10 protein-coding genes and 1 pseudogene are annotated in these 14,908 nt (G+C 68.6%); 5 read left to right on the forward strand and 6 right to left on the reverse strand.

From position 1 onward, the window contains the following. Window positions 1-9 precede the first annotated feature (9 nt). From Q9R39_RS08145 to Q9R39_RS08160, 4 genes are all read right to left on the reverse strand, one after another. Window positions 10-792, reverse strand: coding sequence for an MFS transporter (locus Q9R39_RS08145; protein WP_311277312.1), 783 nt, complete (start codon window positions 790-792; stop codon window positions 10-12). A 297-nt stretch (window positions 793-1,089) separates the two neighbouring features. Next, window positions 1,090-2,334: a DUF222 domain-containing protein gene (locus Q9R39_RS08150; RefSeq protein ID WP_311277313.1), complete on the reverse strand. Its 1,245-nt coding sequence runs from the start codon at window positions 2,332-2,334 to the stop codon at window positions 1,090-1,092. A gap of 177 nt (window positions 2,335-2,511) precedes the next feature. Next, window positions 2,512-3,801, reverse strand: coding sequence for an MFS transporter (locus tag Q9R39_RS08155; RefSeq protein WP_311277314.1), 1,290 nt, complete (start codon window positions 3,799-3,801; stop codon window positions 2,512-2,514). A gap of 199 nt (window positions 3,802-4,000) precedes the next feature. Continuing rightward, the gene (locus Q9R39_RS08160; RefSeq protein ID WP_311277315.1) at window positions 4,001-5,116 is read right to left on the reverse strand and encodes an ADP-ribosylglycohydrolase family protein; all 1,116 of its coding nucleotides are present in this window, start codon (window positions 5,114-5,116) and stop codon (window positions 4,001-4,003) included. Window positions 5,117-5,235: 119 nt separating this feature from the next. On the opposite strand from Q9R39_RS08160, the gene Q9R39_RS08165 reads away from it, so the two are divergent. The 3 genes from Q9R39_RS08165 to Q9R39_RS08175 all read left to right on the forward strand — a co-directional run bounded on the left by Q9R39_RS08165 (window position 5,236) and on the right by Q9R39_RS08175 (window position 8,635). Continuing rightward, window positions 5,236-6,228 (forward strand): TIGR00341 family protein, encoded by a 993-nt coding sequence (locus Q9R39_RS08165; RefSeq protein ID WP_078112726.1) that lies wholly within the window; start codon window positions 5,236-5,238, stop codon window positions 6,226-6,228. Window positions 6,229-6,339: 111 nt separating this feature from the next. After that, window positions 6,340-8,241, forward strand: a complete 1,902-nt coding sequence (locus Q9R39_RS08170; protein ID WP_078112727.1) for an alkyl/aryl-sulfatase — start codon at window positions 6,340-6,342, stop codon at window positions 8,239-8,241. Between the two features lie 76 nt (window positions 8,242-8,317). Beyond that, complete coding sequence (locus tag Q9R39_RS08175; protein WP_010842754.1) at window positions 8,318-8,635, forward strand: hypothetical protein; 318 nt, start codon at window positions 8,318-8,320, stop codon at window positions 8,633-8,635. Window positions 8,636-8,931: 296 nt separating this feature from the next. Here Q9R39_RS08175 and Q9R39_RS08180 read toward each other — a convergent pair whose 3' ends face one another. Continuing rightward, a complete protein-coding gene (locus Q9R39_RS08180) occupies window positions 8,932-11,085 on the reverse strand; it encodes an acyl-CoA dehydrogenase (RefSeq protein WP_058249764.1) in 2,154 nt (717 codons plus the stop codon). A 391-nt stretch (window positions 11,086-11,476) separates the two neighbouring features. Between Q9R39_RS08180 and Q9R39_RS08185 the strand changes: the two are divergent. Beyond that, window positions 11,477-12,406: pseudogene (locus Q9R39_RS08185) on the forward strand (TauD/TfdA dioxygenase family protein). A 145-nt stretch (window positions 12,407-12,551) separates the two neighbouring features. On the opposite strand, the gene Q9R39_RS08190 reads toward Q9R39_RS08185, so the two are convergent. Beyond that, window positions 12,552-13,394 (reverse strand): sulfurtransferase, encoded by an 843-nt coding sequence (locus Q9R39_RS08190; protein WP_058249763.1) that lies wholly within the window; start codon window positions 13,392-13,394, stop codon window positions 12,552-12,554. Between the two features lie 108 nt (window positions 13,395-13,502). On the opposite strand from Q9R39_RS08190, the gene Q9R39_RS08195 reads away from it, so the two are divergent. Continuing rightward, the gene (locus tag Q9R39_RS08195) at window positions 13,503-14,672 is read left to right on the forward strand and encodes a metallophosphoesterase (RefSeq protein ID WP_058249762.1); all 1,170 of its coding nucleotides are present in this window, start codon (window positions 13,503-13,505) and stop codon (window positions 14,670-14,672) included. The last annotated feature ends 236 nt before the right edge of the window (window positions 14,673-14,908 follow it).

Consider the following 14,908-nt stretch of genomic DNA (forward strand, 5'->3'; position numbering starts at 1 on the left):
CGGTCCCGCCTATCGTGCCGCAGCAGGAGCGGGCACACCCGCCCGATGCCGCAGTATCGTCGATGCCGCGGTGGTCACGACCAGCGCGACAATCGTCCCGATTGCGACGCCGACGACCGCCGTCGTCTCGCCCTTGGCGGCCACGATGATCCCGACGAGCGCCCAGATCAGCGTGAGCGGGTACGCGACGAGCACCGACCCGACGGCTGCGGTCACGGCGAGGCCGAGCAGGGCGCATGCGAGCAGGATGGTCAGCTGCCATCCCAGGGACTGCGGGTCGGCGACGTCGGCACCGATCGCGGCGGCCCAGTTCTGGAAGACCGCCGCGGTGGCCCAGGCCGCGTAGACACCGACGAGGATGCGCGTCAGGACGATGAGCCACCGCGGCGCCGCGTCGTCGGCCGGTCTCGCGGCGATGCGGGCGGCGTCGAGCAGGACCACCGTCATGACCGTCAGCACGATCGGAGTCACCCACGTCCACTCCGCGGCCGACACCAGAATCCACAGCGCAGCGCCGGCGAACGCGACTTCGAGGTCGATGAGCAGACGCCGCGGGTCGTCGGTCCCGGTGGCACCTTTCCACACCACGGCAATGGCGAATACAAGCGACAGCAGGTAGATGAGACTCCAGATCGAGAACGTGTAGCCCGCCGGGGTGATCAACAGATCTGTGGTCGACTCGTTGGGCGAGGCGCCGAAACCGGAGAACGGGACCACGGGCGCGACCACCTGCGCGACCGCCAGGAACACGGCAAGCCAGGTGATCGGACCGGAGATGCGTGTGGGTGTCATGTGATCCAACGTAGGCACCAGTGTCCCGTTTGCGTCGCAACCTCTCTTGAGGTTGCGAGCGAGACACCCCCTCCGCCTAGCGCCCGAAGCTTGCGGCGGGACGTCTCCCCGCTCCTGAGGAGCGGCCTGAGCTTGCGGAGGCGCGGGCCCACTGCTCCCAATGGAGCGTCGGGTATACGCCATTGCTCGTTACAGAATCCCGTTGAACAGAAGGAGGTTTCACACTGTGGAGTTGTCAAGGATCGTGTGGCGCCGGGGTCGACGCCGGAGGGTCTGTGGAGTGTTCGCGTGGACTGACTAGACGAGGGCGTCGTCGAGTCGCATGGTGCGCCGGTTGTAGGCGGGTCGGGGTAGGCGTTTCGGGTCGATATCGGCGGGTGGGATCAACCACGGGTGCCGGTCGGGCCCCATCACCACCTGCCAGCCGTGATGATGAACCTGGGTGTGACAGCGTTGACAAAGCAGGCACCCGTTGTCCAGATCTGTGGGACCACCATCGACCCAATGGACCAGATGGTGAACTTGCGTATGCGATGCTGGCGCACCGCATTTCACACAACACCGATCACGGACGATGATCGCCTGCCGCAGGTGATGCGGGAACAGTCGCTTCGTGGTGCCCATCCGCAACGGCACCCCCTCGGCGTCGAGGACGATCTCGGCCACCCCACCATCACACGACAGCCGGCGCGCCGACGATGCCGACACCGCCCCCATCCACGGCAGCCGTGCCGGATCAGCGCCGTCGGCGGGGATGGTCACCATCAGTTGGGTGCGGGGTGCGCCGGCGGTGGTCATCGCCGCGCCGATCGCGGCTTGATCCAACAACAACTCCAGCGCATCGGCGCGTCGCTCGGCCGCACCTCGACGATCGGCAGCGCCGTCGGGTTCGGGACGCGGACAGGACCGTTCGTCGATCATGGACACGAACTTCTCCCCGATCACCGCGGTCACATCTCCCGTAATCGCGACACGGCCGTCGTCGGTGATCCTGGTGTGCACGGTGTTCAGCGACGCGTCATCGGCCGCCGCCACAATGCTGGGGTCGGTGGCGGCGACCTGCATGGCGATCCCACGGGCATGGTCGTCGATCTCGGTAGGGGTGGCACCGGAGAACGCCTGCGCGAGCAACTCGCTCTCGAACGTTGACCGGTCGTCGTCGGACAACGCTGACGCGGAACGCTTGCGCACCAACGTAATCCCACGGATCACCGCGTCGACACACTCAGCAGACAGATAACCCTCGGCAGCACAGTCGGCGACCTTCGGCACCGACTCCAGCCCGCGAGCTATCCGCACATAGCGGTGCGCGGCCGCGGGCGGCATGCCCATCTCGATCAGTGCGTTCCGTGTGGTCGATCCCGCCCGCGCTGCGGCACCCGTGACGTCGAAAAGTGCTGTGTGAAACGCGATCTGGTGGTCGAGCACGTTGTGCAACATCCGTAGCTCGTCGAGCCGCTCGTGCAGGGCACGACCACTGCCGTCGTCGGGCGGTGGTTGCAGGACGGTGAGGGTGTCGCGGAGTTCGGTGATCGAGGGCATGACACCAAGCTACTCGCAATCACGTTCGACGACGAGATTCATCCACAACCGCGGTGACATCGAATCCTGTTGCACAGCAGTCGCTGTCACTCTCGTACCAGCAGTGAACCGTGGTGAACTGTGGTGAACAGAAGCCCCATCAGTTCCACTTGTTCAGTCAGAGCCGGTGCGCCCGAGTCACTCATGACCCGTTCCCCGAGGAGCGAGCTTGCGAGCGTCAATACCTGCTCCCTGAGAAGCCGCCATCACCCCTGCGGTACTGCGGACTTTCGGATCGGGGCGCGGAGAAGCTCGTCGAACGACCAGACCGATGGCGACCGCCGCGAAGGCGGCGTAGACGACGCCGGTCACGATGGCGCCACCGAGGGTCCCGACTGCCTGGCCGGCGACACCGTCGAGCACCACCATCACACCCGCACCGCTGTAGGCGAAGGCGGAGAACCGCGACGCCACACGGCCCTGCTCGACGGCGCCGAGACCGCGGGTGACAGCGGCGAGCGCCACTCGGCACCCCCCGGCCTGACCGATCCCGCCGACGACCGTACCCAGGACGATCACGTCGAGCCGGCCGAGGACGAGACCCACCACCGCCGTCGACCATCCGACGACCAGGAGCACCCCGACCGCCGGTAGCGTCGTCACGAGCCGCACCCCCACGCCGGCGAGACTCGCGACCATCGAGACCAACAGACATGCGCCACCGACACATTGGGCCACGAGGAGCGAGTCGCTCGCTCCGGTGGCGAGGATCGCGGCGGGCATCGCGCCCACCGCGAGCGCACCGATCGCCCACGCCAGCGCGCCGACCAGATAGGCACCGGGATCTCGACGACGGGTGCCCGCGACGTCGAAGTCGCCGGTGTGGACGTCGAGGTCGCCGGTGTGAGCGTGCGTCGACTGCGGCGTGAAGCCGTCGTCCATCGACGAATTATTGCCATACGCAAGCAGACCGGGGGCCAGACGCAGACCGACGAGCAAGACAATCAGGCATACGGCGGTCGCCGCGGCGTGGATCGCGTACACCGTGACCAGCTGCCAGGGCAGGAACACGGCTATCGCGATGGCCGCAACCAGCCCGCTTCCGGCGCCGATGAGCGAACCGGAGGCGATGAACGCACGACCCCGTTCGCCGCGGGCGGCCACCATGATCGCCGCGGCGGCGCCCGTGCTCAGGCCCACCGACGCCCCGGTGAGGAACCGTCCCGGGAACAGCAGCACGTCGACCGATGCGCCGACGATCTGCAGGAGGTCGCCGACGATCGCCGCGAGGAGAGCGAGCGGTAACACCGTGCGGCTGTGCCGGATGAGCGGGCCGCGAGCCGAGATCAACAGGATGATGATCAGGGCGATGAAGTAGGTGGCGAACAGCACCGACGCCGCGGCGGGCCCGAACTCATGGGTGTCCATGTATCCCGGAAGCAGTGGCGTCATCGCATTCGAGCCGCAGATGGCGAGAATGAACCCCACCCCGGAAGCGCCTGTGAGCACACGGATTCCACGGTCGGATCTCAGAGCGACTGCCATGGGGAGAACTCAAACCGACGTCTGTGACCATCGGGCAACCCCGTCGTGGCCGTCGTATTGCGCACCTCGTCGCCACGACGCCGAGGCGCTGACCTGCCACGTTCTGGCGGGTGACGACGATGGCGCCGGTCGCGCCGGAGACTCAGCCCACCGGGCGAAGGTCCGGAGTCGCCCCCGGGCGGGGTCCCCAGTACCTCTCGACCCAACTGCCCGACCCGGCCGGCTCATCGGTCTCGGTGATGTCCCAATCCACGAACTCGTGTAGATCGCCCGCCATCTCGACGATGACGTCGCGCAGTTCGAGGGGCTCCAGCCAGCGCGGTGGGATGGCCTCGACCCCGTCGCGCGCACCCAGCAGGTTGCCTACGATCGCGCCGGTGGAGTCCGAGTCGCCGTCGTGATTGACCGCGATGATCACCGCGTCCTCGAGGTCGTCGGCCACCAGCGCGGAGTAGACGGCGATCGCGAGCGCCTCCTCTCCGACCCAGCCCTCGCCGAGGCGCGTGATCGCCGCCTCGTGGGACAGGCCCGAACCGGCAAGGCTTTCCGCGGCATCGAGGGCGGTGAGGGTCTCCTCGTGACCGGAACGATTCCGGAGGATGCCTTTCGCCGTCGCCAGCGCCTCCGGCAGGCCGGCCCCGACGATCAGCTCGCGAACCGCGACCGCGAGAACGCCGGCGGGAAGCGAACCGGAGGGATGGCCGTGGGTGAGCGCCGCGAGTGTGGTCGCGAGGTCGAAAGTGCCTGCGGCAGACCAGTCCACGCGGGCCGCGAACAAACCGACCGGCGCCACCCGCATGACACCTCCGCAGCCCTTGCTGTCGTTGTCGGCCGGGACGCCCGGACGAGTGGTCACCCGGAGCGCCTCGAGACAGGTGGTGCCGGGTGCCCGTCGGCTGTGCAACTGCTGGTGCCCTGCCAGCCAGCTGGACCGTTCGGTCGTCGCCAGCACGCCGTGCCGCGGATGGCCGCCCTGCGTGATGAACCACCGCAGGTATGCGCGGGCCGTCGTGGCCGCGTAGCAGGAGATGCCTCCCGCGCAGTCGCGGGCCCAGGCGCGCAGCAGACCCTCCGCAGTGAACAGCGTCATCTGGGTGTCGTCGGTGATGGTGCCGAGGCCGCCGTACGCCTCGGAGTAGGAGGTGATGCCCGCGGGTCCGAACCTCTCCAGGATCGCGTCCCGAGTCGAGAACTCGACTGCCCCGCCCAGCGCGTCGCCGGCAGCACCGGCGAGCAGACATCCGGTGAACCGATCCATGTTCGCCCCCTGTGCTTTCCCCGGCGTTCATCCATGGTCACACGGTTGCGCCGACTCTGCTGGACAGCGGACCGCGAACGGGTACTTTCAGAGGACCTCGAGACGAAGGGGCTCCGATCGTGCTCTCCCTCATCCCCGGTTCACAGCGTCGCAGCCTGGACGAGATCGTCGAACGCCTCGACTTCTCCGTCGGGGACCGCACCGCCAAACGCAGCGCCTTCTGGTTGATGCTCACGCTGTCCGGCATCATCGCGGTCTCGGGAGTCGTCGCCGACAGCACGGCGACCGTCATCGGGGCGATGATCGTCGCGCCGCTGTCGACACCGATCCTCGGCATCGGACTCGGGATCGCCACCGGCCGTGGTCGACTCGTGCTCGCGAGTGTCGGTTACGTGCTCGCCGGGGTCATCCTGGTGACGATCCTGGGCGTCGTGTTCGCCCAGTTGCTACCCAACCCGACGAACGTGCTCTCCAACTCACAGGTGCTGGGCCGGACGTCACCGACGCTCGTCGACCTCCTGGCCGCCCTCGCCACCGGCCTCGTCGGCGCGATCGCCATCACCCGTCGCGACGTCGGTGATGTGCTGCCCGGCGTGGCCATCGCCATCTCCCTGGTGCCGCCACTCGGGGTCGTCGGCGTCTGCCTCGGGTCGGGAGCCCCGTCGCTCGCACTGGGCGCCTTCGTGCTGTTCGCGTCGAACGTGGTCGCGATGATCATCACGAGCCTCGTCGTGTTGACGATCGCAGGCTATGGCCGAGAGGCCGCCGATCTCGCCGGTGCGGAACATCCGAGGGCCCCTCGACGCCGGGCCTACGCGGCACTGGCCGTAGCTCTCGTCGTCGTCACCGTCCCGATGGTCGCGAACTCGCTCTCGTCACTGTGGTCCCGGCAGATCGCGACCGCGGCGGAGTCGTGGCTCGGATCGGGCGGGAACGACTCGTCCGAGGTGACCGGCGTCAGCTGGACCGGCAGCACGGTCACCGTCGGTGTGCTGGCCCCGCAGGACCTGCCGCCGATCGACGAGCTCCAGACGACGGTCGACGAGTTGGTCCCCTGGGACCCCGAGGTCGTCGTCGTCCACACGGTCGGCGAGCGGTCGGGTGTCAACTGAGCGTGCCGAACCCCGGCGAGGCATCCGCGCTTCTGACAGAGTGGTACGTACGCATCGCTCACCGAGAACGTCACCGTACGCACTCAACCGAGAATCGACGAGGTCAAGCACATGGCTCTCTCTCGAGACGCATCCCCTGCTGTGGCACAGGCGAATTCGTCCGCCCACGATCACCTCCCGTTCCAGGACACCCGCGACCTGGACGCCGCCACGCGCGGACTCGTCGCCGAACTCGATCCCCCCGCCATCGCCGGCCAGGACGGGAAGTCGGTGTGGGATTGCGATGAATTCTCCTTCCTCGCCGACGAGGCGCCTGCCACCGCCCACCCCAGCTTGTGGCGGCAGTCGGGTCTCGTTGCCCGACAAGGCCTCTTCGAGGTGACCGATCGGATCTACCAGATCCGCGGCCTGGACCTGTCGAACATGACCGTCGTCGAGGGCGACACCGGCGTCATCGTCATCGACCCACTGATCTCACAGGAAACCGCGGCCGCCGGCCTCCGCCTCTATCGGGAGCATCGTGGCGATCGTCCGGTCACCGCCGTCATCTACACGCACTCGCACATCGATCATTTCGGCGGCGTCAAAGGAGTCACCACCCAGGAGGCCGTCGACGCCGGCGAGTGCCAGATCATCGCGCCCGCAGGCATGGTCGAGCACGCGGTCGCCGAGAACGTCTACGCGGGAACGGCGATGGGCAGGCGCGCGGCGTACATGTACGGGGCCGCGCTGCCGAGGGGCCCGCGCGGTGCGATCGGCGCGGGCCTCGGCCAGTCCACGTCCACCGGCACGGCGACCCTGATCGCCCCGACCCTCGACATCACCACCACCGGACAGGTCGAGACCATCGACGGGGTCACCATCGAATTCCAGCTGACGCCCGGCACCGAGGCACCGGCCGAGATGAACTTCTACTTTCCGCAGATGCGCGCGCTCTGTATGGCCGAGAACGCCACCCACACCCTGCACAATCTGCTCACGTTGCGGGGTGCCCTGGTCCGTGATCCGCACGTGTGGTCGCGCTACCTGACCGAGGCGATCAACGATTTCGCGGCGCGCTCCGACGTGCTCTTCGCGTCGCATCACTGGCCGACATGGGGCACCGCGGAGCTCACGGAGTTCCTGTCCCTCCAGCGCGACCTCTACGGATACCTCCACGATCAGACCCTTCGGCAGCTCAACAAGGGCCGGACCGGTCTCGAGATCGCCGAGGACATCCGATTGCCCCCGGCACTCGAGAACGCCTGGCACACACATGGCTACTACGGCTCGGTGAGCCACAACGTCAAGGCCATCTACCAGCGTTACATGGGATGGTTCGACGGGAATCCGGCGCACCTCTGGGAACACCCGCCGGTGGAATCCGCGACGCGGCACGTCGAGTTCATGGGCGGCGCGGACGAGGTGGTACGGAAGGCCCGCCGGTCGTTCGAGGCGGGCGACTTCCGCTGGGTCGCACAGGTCCTGAACTACGTCGTCTTCGCCGACCCGGCGCACGAGGAGGCGCGGAGTCTCCAAGCGGACACGCTCGAACAGCTCGGCTATGGCTCGGAGAACGGCACGTGGCGCAACTTCTACCTCATGGGGGCGTACGAGTTGCGCCACGGACCCGTCGGGACGCCGACCACGACGGCGGCCACGGACATCGTCGCCGCCCTGTCGGTCGATCAGCTCTTCGACGCCGTCGCCCTACGAGTCGACGGGCCAGCGGCCTGGGACGCCCACATCGTCCTCGACTGGCACATCACCGATGTCGACCGACGCCACCGATCGGAGCTGCGCAACGGCCTCCTGGTTCATTTCGACGTGGATCAGGCAAGCGCTGGCGACCCCGTCGCAGCCACGTTCACCCTGACGAAGCAGACCCTGCTGACGCTGCTCCTCGAGCTCGTGGATCTCGGCACGGCCGTCGAAGCGGGCGACGTCGGCGTCGACGGTGATCCGAGTGCGTTCGGCGAACTCGCCGGCTACCTGGACGACCCCGATCCCGATTTCGCGATCGGGACACCCTAGTTCCCGCCGGGCGGCCCGGCCGACCCGACCGAGGGTGACACCGCTCGAACACACGTGCGAAACTGTCCGGGTGGGCATGAAGTGGATTGGCGGGGACAACGGCCAACCACACCGGCCCGCCTTCGTGCGGGTCGGCCACAAGGCGGTGCTCATCGACCTGGGCGCGCTCTACCCCAATGCGCCGCATTTCAGCGGCGAGTACCACCCCGACGGTTTGCAGATCCGGTCGGTGCACCTCGGCGTCCTCACCGAGTGGGGGCGCGACGAATGGGGTGCCTGGTACGGCAAGGTCACCTACACGATCACCTCGAAGGACCGACAGGAGAAGGTCACGCACTGGGTGCCGTCGTGGGCGTTGCGCCCGGCCGGTGACCGGCCGCCCGGGCGACGGTGACCGCCCCCGAGGAACGAGCTTGCGAGCGTCACCCCCTGCTCCCTGAGGAGCGAGCTTGCGAGCGTCACCCCCTGCTCCCTGAGGAGCGAGCTTGCGAGCGTCACCCCCTGCTCCCTGAGGAGCGAGCTTGCGAGCGTCACGAAGGGTCCTGGTGAGGCGGGTTGCGAGACCCTTCGTGACGCGCCCTCCGCAAGCTCCGGGCGCTCCTCAGGGAGCAGAGGGGTGACCCTCCGCCGGGAGCAGAAGGTGGGCCCTGCGCAGGGAGCAGAGGGGTGGCCTCCGCAAGCTCTGGGCGCTCAGCGGATGAGCGGGTCGCGCGGCAAGCCGAGGATGCGTTCGGCGATCTGGTTGCGGGTGATCTCCGACGTCCCGCCGGCGATCGACATCCCGCGGGCCCCGAGGATCAGCAGGCCGGCCAGCTTGCCGGGACCGGACGAGAACGCGACGTCGGGTCCGAGCAATTCCGCGGCCAGATGCGCGCGGTCGCTGAGATGCTCGGCGAGAAGCAGTTTCGTCACATTTCCCTCGGGTCCGGGAGCGGCGCCGACGACCGATCGGGCGGCGCGACGCAGATTGAGGAGTCGCAGCGCATCTTCGACGGCGAGGAACTCACCGACCTTCGTCGCCGCCCCCTCGACCCGGTCCCCGTAGCCCTGGACGAGTGCCACCATCTGCTGGACCGCACCCTCGCTACCCGGCGCACCGCCGCCGATGCTGACCCGCTCGTTGCCGAGGGTCGCGCGGGCCACGGCCCAGCCGTCGTTCGGTGTGCCCACCACGTCTTCGTCAGGAACGAAGACGTCGGTGAAGAACACCTCGTTGAACTCGGACCCGCCGGTGATCTGCCGCAGCGGACGTACCTCGACACCGGGCGCCGACATGTCGATCAACACGGCGGTGATGCCCTTGTGTTTGGGGGCTTCCGGGTCGGTCCGCACCGTTGCCAGCCCTCGCCGGCACAGGTGGGCGCCGCTGGTCCAGACCTTCTGGCCGTTGATGCGCCAGCCGCCGTCGACGCGCGTGGCCCTCGTGCTGACCGCCGCCGCGTCCGACCCGGCGCCGGGCTCGGAGAACAGCTGACACCACACCTCGTCCCCGAGCAGCGCCGGCCGGACGAACCGGTCGATCTGGTCCTGCGTGCCCTGCTGGATGAGGGTGAGGATGACCCACCCGGTGATGCTGTACTCGGGCCGCTTCACACCCGCGGTCGCCATCTCCTCCTCGATGACGAGTTGTTCGACGGAATCCGCGGCGCGTCCCCACGGCCTGGGCCAATGCGGCATGACGTAACCGGTGTCGATGAGCTTCTCGCGCAGCGCGGACTCGTCGACGCCGGCGATCTCGGCGATGTCGGCTCGAACGCGCGCGCGCAGTTCCTCGGCCTCGGGTGGGAGGTCGAGGCTGTTGGCACGGGTGACGCCGCCTGCGGAGAACTCGTACACGTCACGAGCCGGCTGTTGTCCGCCGAACAGCGCCTGCAGCACGGTGGCGCGGCGCAGATGCAGGTGCGCGTCGTGTTCCCAGGTGAAGCCGATCCCACCGTGCACCTGGATGTTCAGCTCGGCGTTCGTCGTGTACGTGGGCAGTGCCAGCGCGGCCGCCGATGCCGCGACCAGCCCGAGCGCGTCGGCGTTCTCGTCGGCCGCTCGCGCCGCGTCCCACACCACCGCGGTGGCGGCCTCCGCGCCGACGAGCATGTTCGCGCAGTGGTGCTTGACGGCCTGGAACGCACCGATGGTCCGGCCGAACTGTTCGCGGACCTTCGCGTAGGCCACCGCGGCGTCCAGCGCGTCCCGCGCCCCGCCGACGGCTTCGGCCGCGACCAGCGTCCGGGTGAGCGCCAGCGCGGTGGCCGCCAGTCTCGGCAGACGGACGGCGGCAGCACTCGACAGCGACACCCTCGCCGACAATCGGGTCGGGTCCAGATCGGCGTGCGCGCCCACCTCGACACCGGAGTCCGACGACTCCACCACCAGCACATCGTCGTCGCCGATGAGTACCAGCAGATCCGCGAGCGGTGCGCCGAGTACCGCGTCGACCTGACCGGAGACCGTCCCACCGGCCTCGGTCAGTCCCGGCACCACCGCGACACCCGCGGTGACCGTGCCGTCGACGAGCGGCCGCAGCCAGCGGGCAGGCGTCTCGTCGTCGGCATGAGTCAGGATCGCCGAGGCGATCACGGTGGGCAGGAACGGACCCGGCGCCACCGCGCGGCCCAATTCCTCTGTCACGACGACCAACTCGGCGATCCCGAAACCGGAACCGCCGTACTCCTCGGCGACGTGCAGACCCAGCCAACCGAGTTCGGCGATCTCCGCCCAGAACGTGGGTCTGGCCTCCTCGGGCGCGTCGAGTCGGTCGCGCGCCTGCGCCCGCACCTTTCGGTCGACGGCGAATTCGCGCACCACCGAGGCGAGTTCGACGTGGTCATCGGTCAGGGCAATACTCATGGCGACTCCCGGGATCGTCGGTCACCCGATCACACCATCTACACCCGGCCCGGGGTGGACGCTTGAGACAAACTCATCGAATCCGTTCCCGACGCGCCCGGTGCACAACCGGGTCCGGGAACGGCACGGCATCGACGAGGTCCCTGGTGTACCGGTCCTCGGGCGGTGAGGACGGTGCGCGTTCCGGCCGATGTCCGTCGCGAGATCGACGACGCGGCGGAGGCCTCGGCGGACTGAAGCGTTCCGATCACCGTGAGCGTTTCCCTCGATCGCACCACCGTCGCGGTGGTCTGATGAATTCGATTGCCATCAAACGATATTCAGAAGAGGACGAGAGATGACCCTGGCGCACATCGAGGACCGGACCGAGCGCGAGCAGGCAGCTCAGTAGATCTACCGCGACGCGGGGATCACCGTCGACAAGCTCGGCGAGCACATCGGGGCACGCATCGGCCAGGTGCGGCTCGGCGGCGACCTCGCCCCGGAGCAGGTGGAGGCGATCCGCCTGGCGCTGGCGATCAACAAGACGATCGTCTTCGAGGGCCAGGACCAGCTCGACGACGACAGCCAGTACGCGTTCGCCGAACTCCTGGGCGATCCCACCGCACCTCATCCGACGGTGACCTCACGCGGCGAACAGCTGCTGACCATCGAAGGCGCCGCGAACAGCTGGCACTCCGATGTTACGTTCGTCGATCGCATCCCGAAGGCGTCCATCCTCCGGGCGGTGACGCTGCCGAGCTACGGCGGCGCGACGACCTAGGCGTCGACGGTGGCCGCCTACGAGCAGCTGCCGAAACCGCTGCGCGCGTTGACCGAAGAGCTGTGGGCCACCCACACCAATCTGTACGACTACGTCGGCCAGAAGGAGCCGTCCGGCGGTGTCGACGTCAGTCGCAAGGCCGAGCACTACAAGGAGTTCACCAGCTCCGAGTACCAGACGCTGCACCCCGTCGTCCGCGTCCATCCCGAGACCGGCGAACGCAGCCTGCTGCTCGGACACTTCGCCAAGGAGTTCCGCGGCCTCCTGAGTTCCGAGTTCGCCGACCTCTACCAGCTCCTCCAGGCGCGTATCACGAAGCTGGAGAACACCTTCCGGTGGAACTGGAAACTGGGCGACGTGGCGATCTGGGACAATCGCGCCACGCAGCACTACGGCATCGCCGACTTCGGCAACCAGCAGCGTGAACTGCACCGCATCACCCTCGCCGGCGATGTGCCCGTCGACGTCCACGGTCAGGCGAGCCAGGTTCTCCAGGGCGACGCGACGCACTACTCGGTCGTCGAAGAACCCGCCCGACTGTCGGTGTTCGCGGCCTGACCCGTGCGCGCGTCACCGCCCGCTCCCTGAGTTGCGAGCCTCGAAGGGTCCTGGCGAGGTGCGTGGCAAACCCTTCGTGACGCGCCCTCCGCAAGCTCCGGGCGCTCCTCAGGGAGCAGAGAGTGCGGCTTGCGCTCCTCTCGCCTCAGGGCCGGTCGCCCTCGGCGACCGGCCGTTCCGGGTCCGACGACCACTGCGAGAACGAACCGGGGAACAGCGTGGCGTCGATCCCCGTGACGGCGAGCGCCGCGATCTGGTGCGCGGCATTGATCCCGGAACCGCAGTAGACGACGACATCGGAGCCGGCCCCGCCGTCGATACCGACATCTGCGAACCGGCGTCGTAGCTCCTCCGCCGGACGGAAGCGGCCGGAGGTGTCGACGTTGTCCGCCGTCGGGACACTGATCGCCCCGGGGATGTGGCCGGCGCGCGGATCGACCGGTTCGACGTCGCCGCGATAGCGTTCGGCGGCCCGGGCGTCGAGCAGGTGTGCCGGCCCGGCCGCGACGCTGTCCATGGTCGCGACCGGCAGGTGTCCGGGGCTCAGGGTCACGTTGCCCGCTCGCGGCCGACCGCCGTCGCCCGTCGTCGTGCGCAGGCCTTCGGCACGCCACGCCGCGAGGCCGCCGTCGAGAAGTCGCACGTCGGCGACACCCGCCCACCGCAGCAGCCACCAGGCGCGCGCGGCCGCGAGGTTGCCGGAGTCGTCGTAGACCACCACCGGGACGGCGTCGTCGATCCCCCATCGCCGGGCCGCCTCCTGGAGGTCGGCGACGTCGGGCAGCGGATGCCTGCCGCCGACCGGCCCGGAGGGCGGGGCCGCCAGTTCGGAGTCGAGGTCGACGTAGACCGCACCGGGGATGTGACCCTCGCGATAGGCGTGCCGACCATCGAAGTCGCCCAGCTGCCAGCGCACGTCCAGCAGGATCGGCGGAGTCGCCAGCAGCATCTCGGCCAGCTCGAGCGGGGTGATGAGGACCTCGGCCATGGCGGCGAGGGTACCAACGCGAACCGATGGCAGAATGGGGCAATCCGCCCATGACCGGGCACCTGGCCCTCCGTCGCCCTGCCGTCACCACCCTCAGGAGTCCATCCCGTGGCGTTGTTTCCTGCCGTCGTCTTCGGACTCATCACGTTCTGGCTGCATCGGCGCATCGTCCGCGCGACCGCGATGCCGCGCCCCTGGTCGATCATCGCCGACGTGGCGCTGGTCGTCCTGTGGGCGCTCGCCCTCATCGGCTTCGCCACCGGACGGGTGCTCGACCCGTCGTGGGCGCGGCCCATCGGCACGATCGGGCTGATCTGGCTCGCCGCCGTCTTCTACCTGTTCCTCGGCCTCGCGGTGGTGGGCCTCGTGTCGTTCGCCGCACACATCGTCCGCTGGATCCGGCGACGTCGATCCGGAGTGCAGGACAACCCCTCGTTCGCGGCCCGTCGGCTCAGCAAGCTCCGGGTCGCCACGGCCGCGGTCGTGGTGGTCGCGCTCGGGGTCACCGGCTACGGGGTGTGGGAAGCATCTCGCCCCCAGGTCGTCGACGTCGACGCCACGTTCGCGAGCCTGCCGCCGCAGTTCGACGGAACGCGCATCGCGGTGATCTCCGACCTGCACGTCGGCCCGGCCCGTGACGCGTCGTTCACCCAGCGCGTCGTCGACGACGTCAACGAGCAGGAGCCGGATCTCGTCGTCCTCGTCGGCGACCTCACCGACGGCACCATCCCGAACGTCCGCGACACCCTCGAACCCCTCGCGGATCTGGATGCGCCTCTCGGGGTCTTCGGTGTGAGCGGCAACCACGAGTACTACGCCGACGACGGTGGCCGGTGGCTCGACGTCTGGGAGGAATTCGGCGTGCGCACGCTGCGCAACGCACGAGCGCCCATCGAGGTCGACGGCGCGACCATCACACTCGCCGGCGTCCACGACGCCACCGCCCCCGAACCGTACGAGCCCGACCTCCCGGCGGCGTTGGCGGGAACGTCTCCCGAAGACTTCACCCTGCTCCTCGCCCACCAGCCCAAGCAGGCCGTCGAGGCATCGGATCTGGGTGTCGACCTCCAGCTGTCCGGGCACACGCACGGCGGCCAGCTCTGGCCCATCCGCTACCTCGTCCGTGCCCAGCAGCCGACGATCACCGGGCTCGACCAGATCGGGAACACCACGATCTACACCACCCGCGGCGCCGGCGCCTGGGGCCCGCCGGTCCGTGTCCTCACGCCGCCGGAGATCACGATCCTCACGCTGCGATCGGCGCCGCCTGCCTCCTGATCCGAAAGAACCACATAACCGCAGGTCCCAGCCCCTTGCTCCCTGAGGTGCGAGGAGCGATAGGGACCCAACCCCTGCTGCCTGAGGTGCGAGCGAAGCAAGCCACGAAGGGTGTAGCAACGTATCTCACCAGCCCTTCGTGGCTCGTCGCTTGCGCTCCTCGCACCTCAGGGACCAGGTGTTTTGCTGTTTTTCGGATTAGCGAGCAGATGGGCGGGCTCGCTTCTCGAGGAGCA

The sequence above is a fragment of the Gordonia sp. AC31 genome (genome assembly GCF_031844505.1).
In the GTDB taxonomy this organism is placed as follows: Bacteria; Actinomycetota; Actinomycetes; order Mycobacteriales; family Mycobacteriaceae; genus Gordonia; species Gordonia hongkongensis.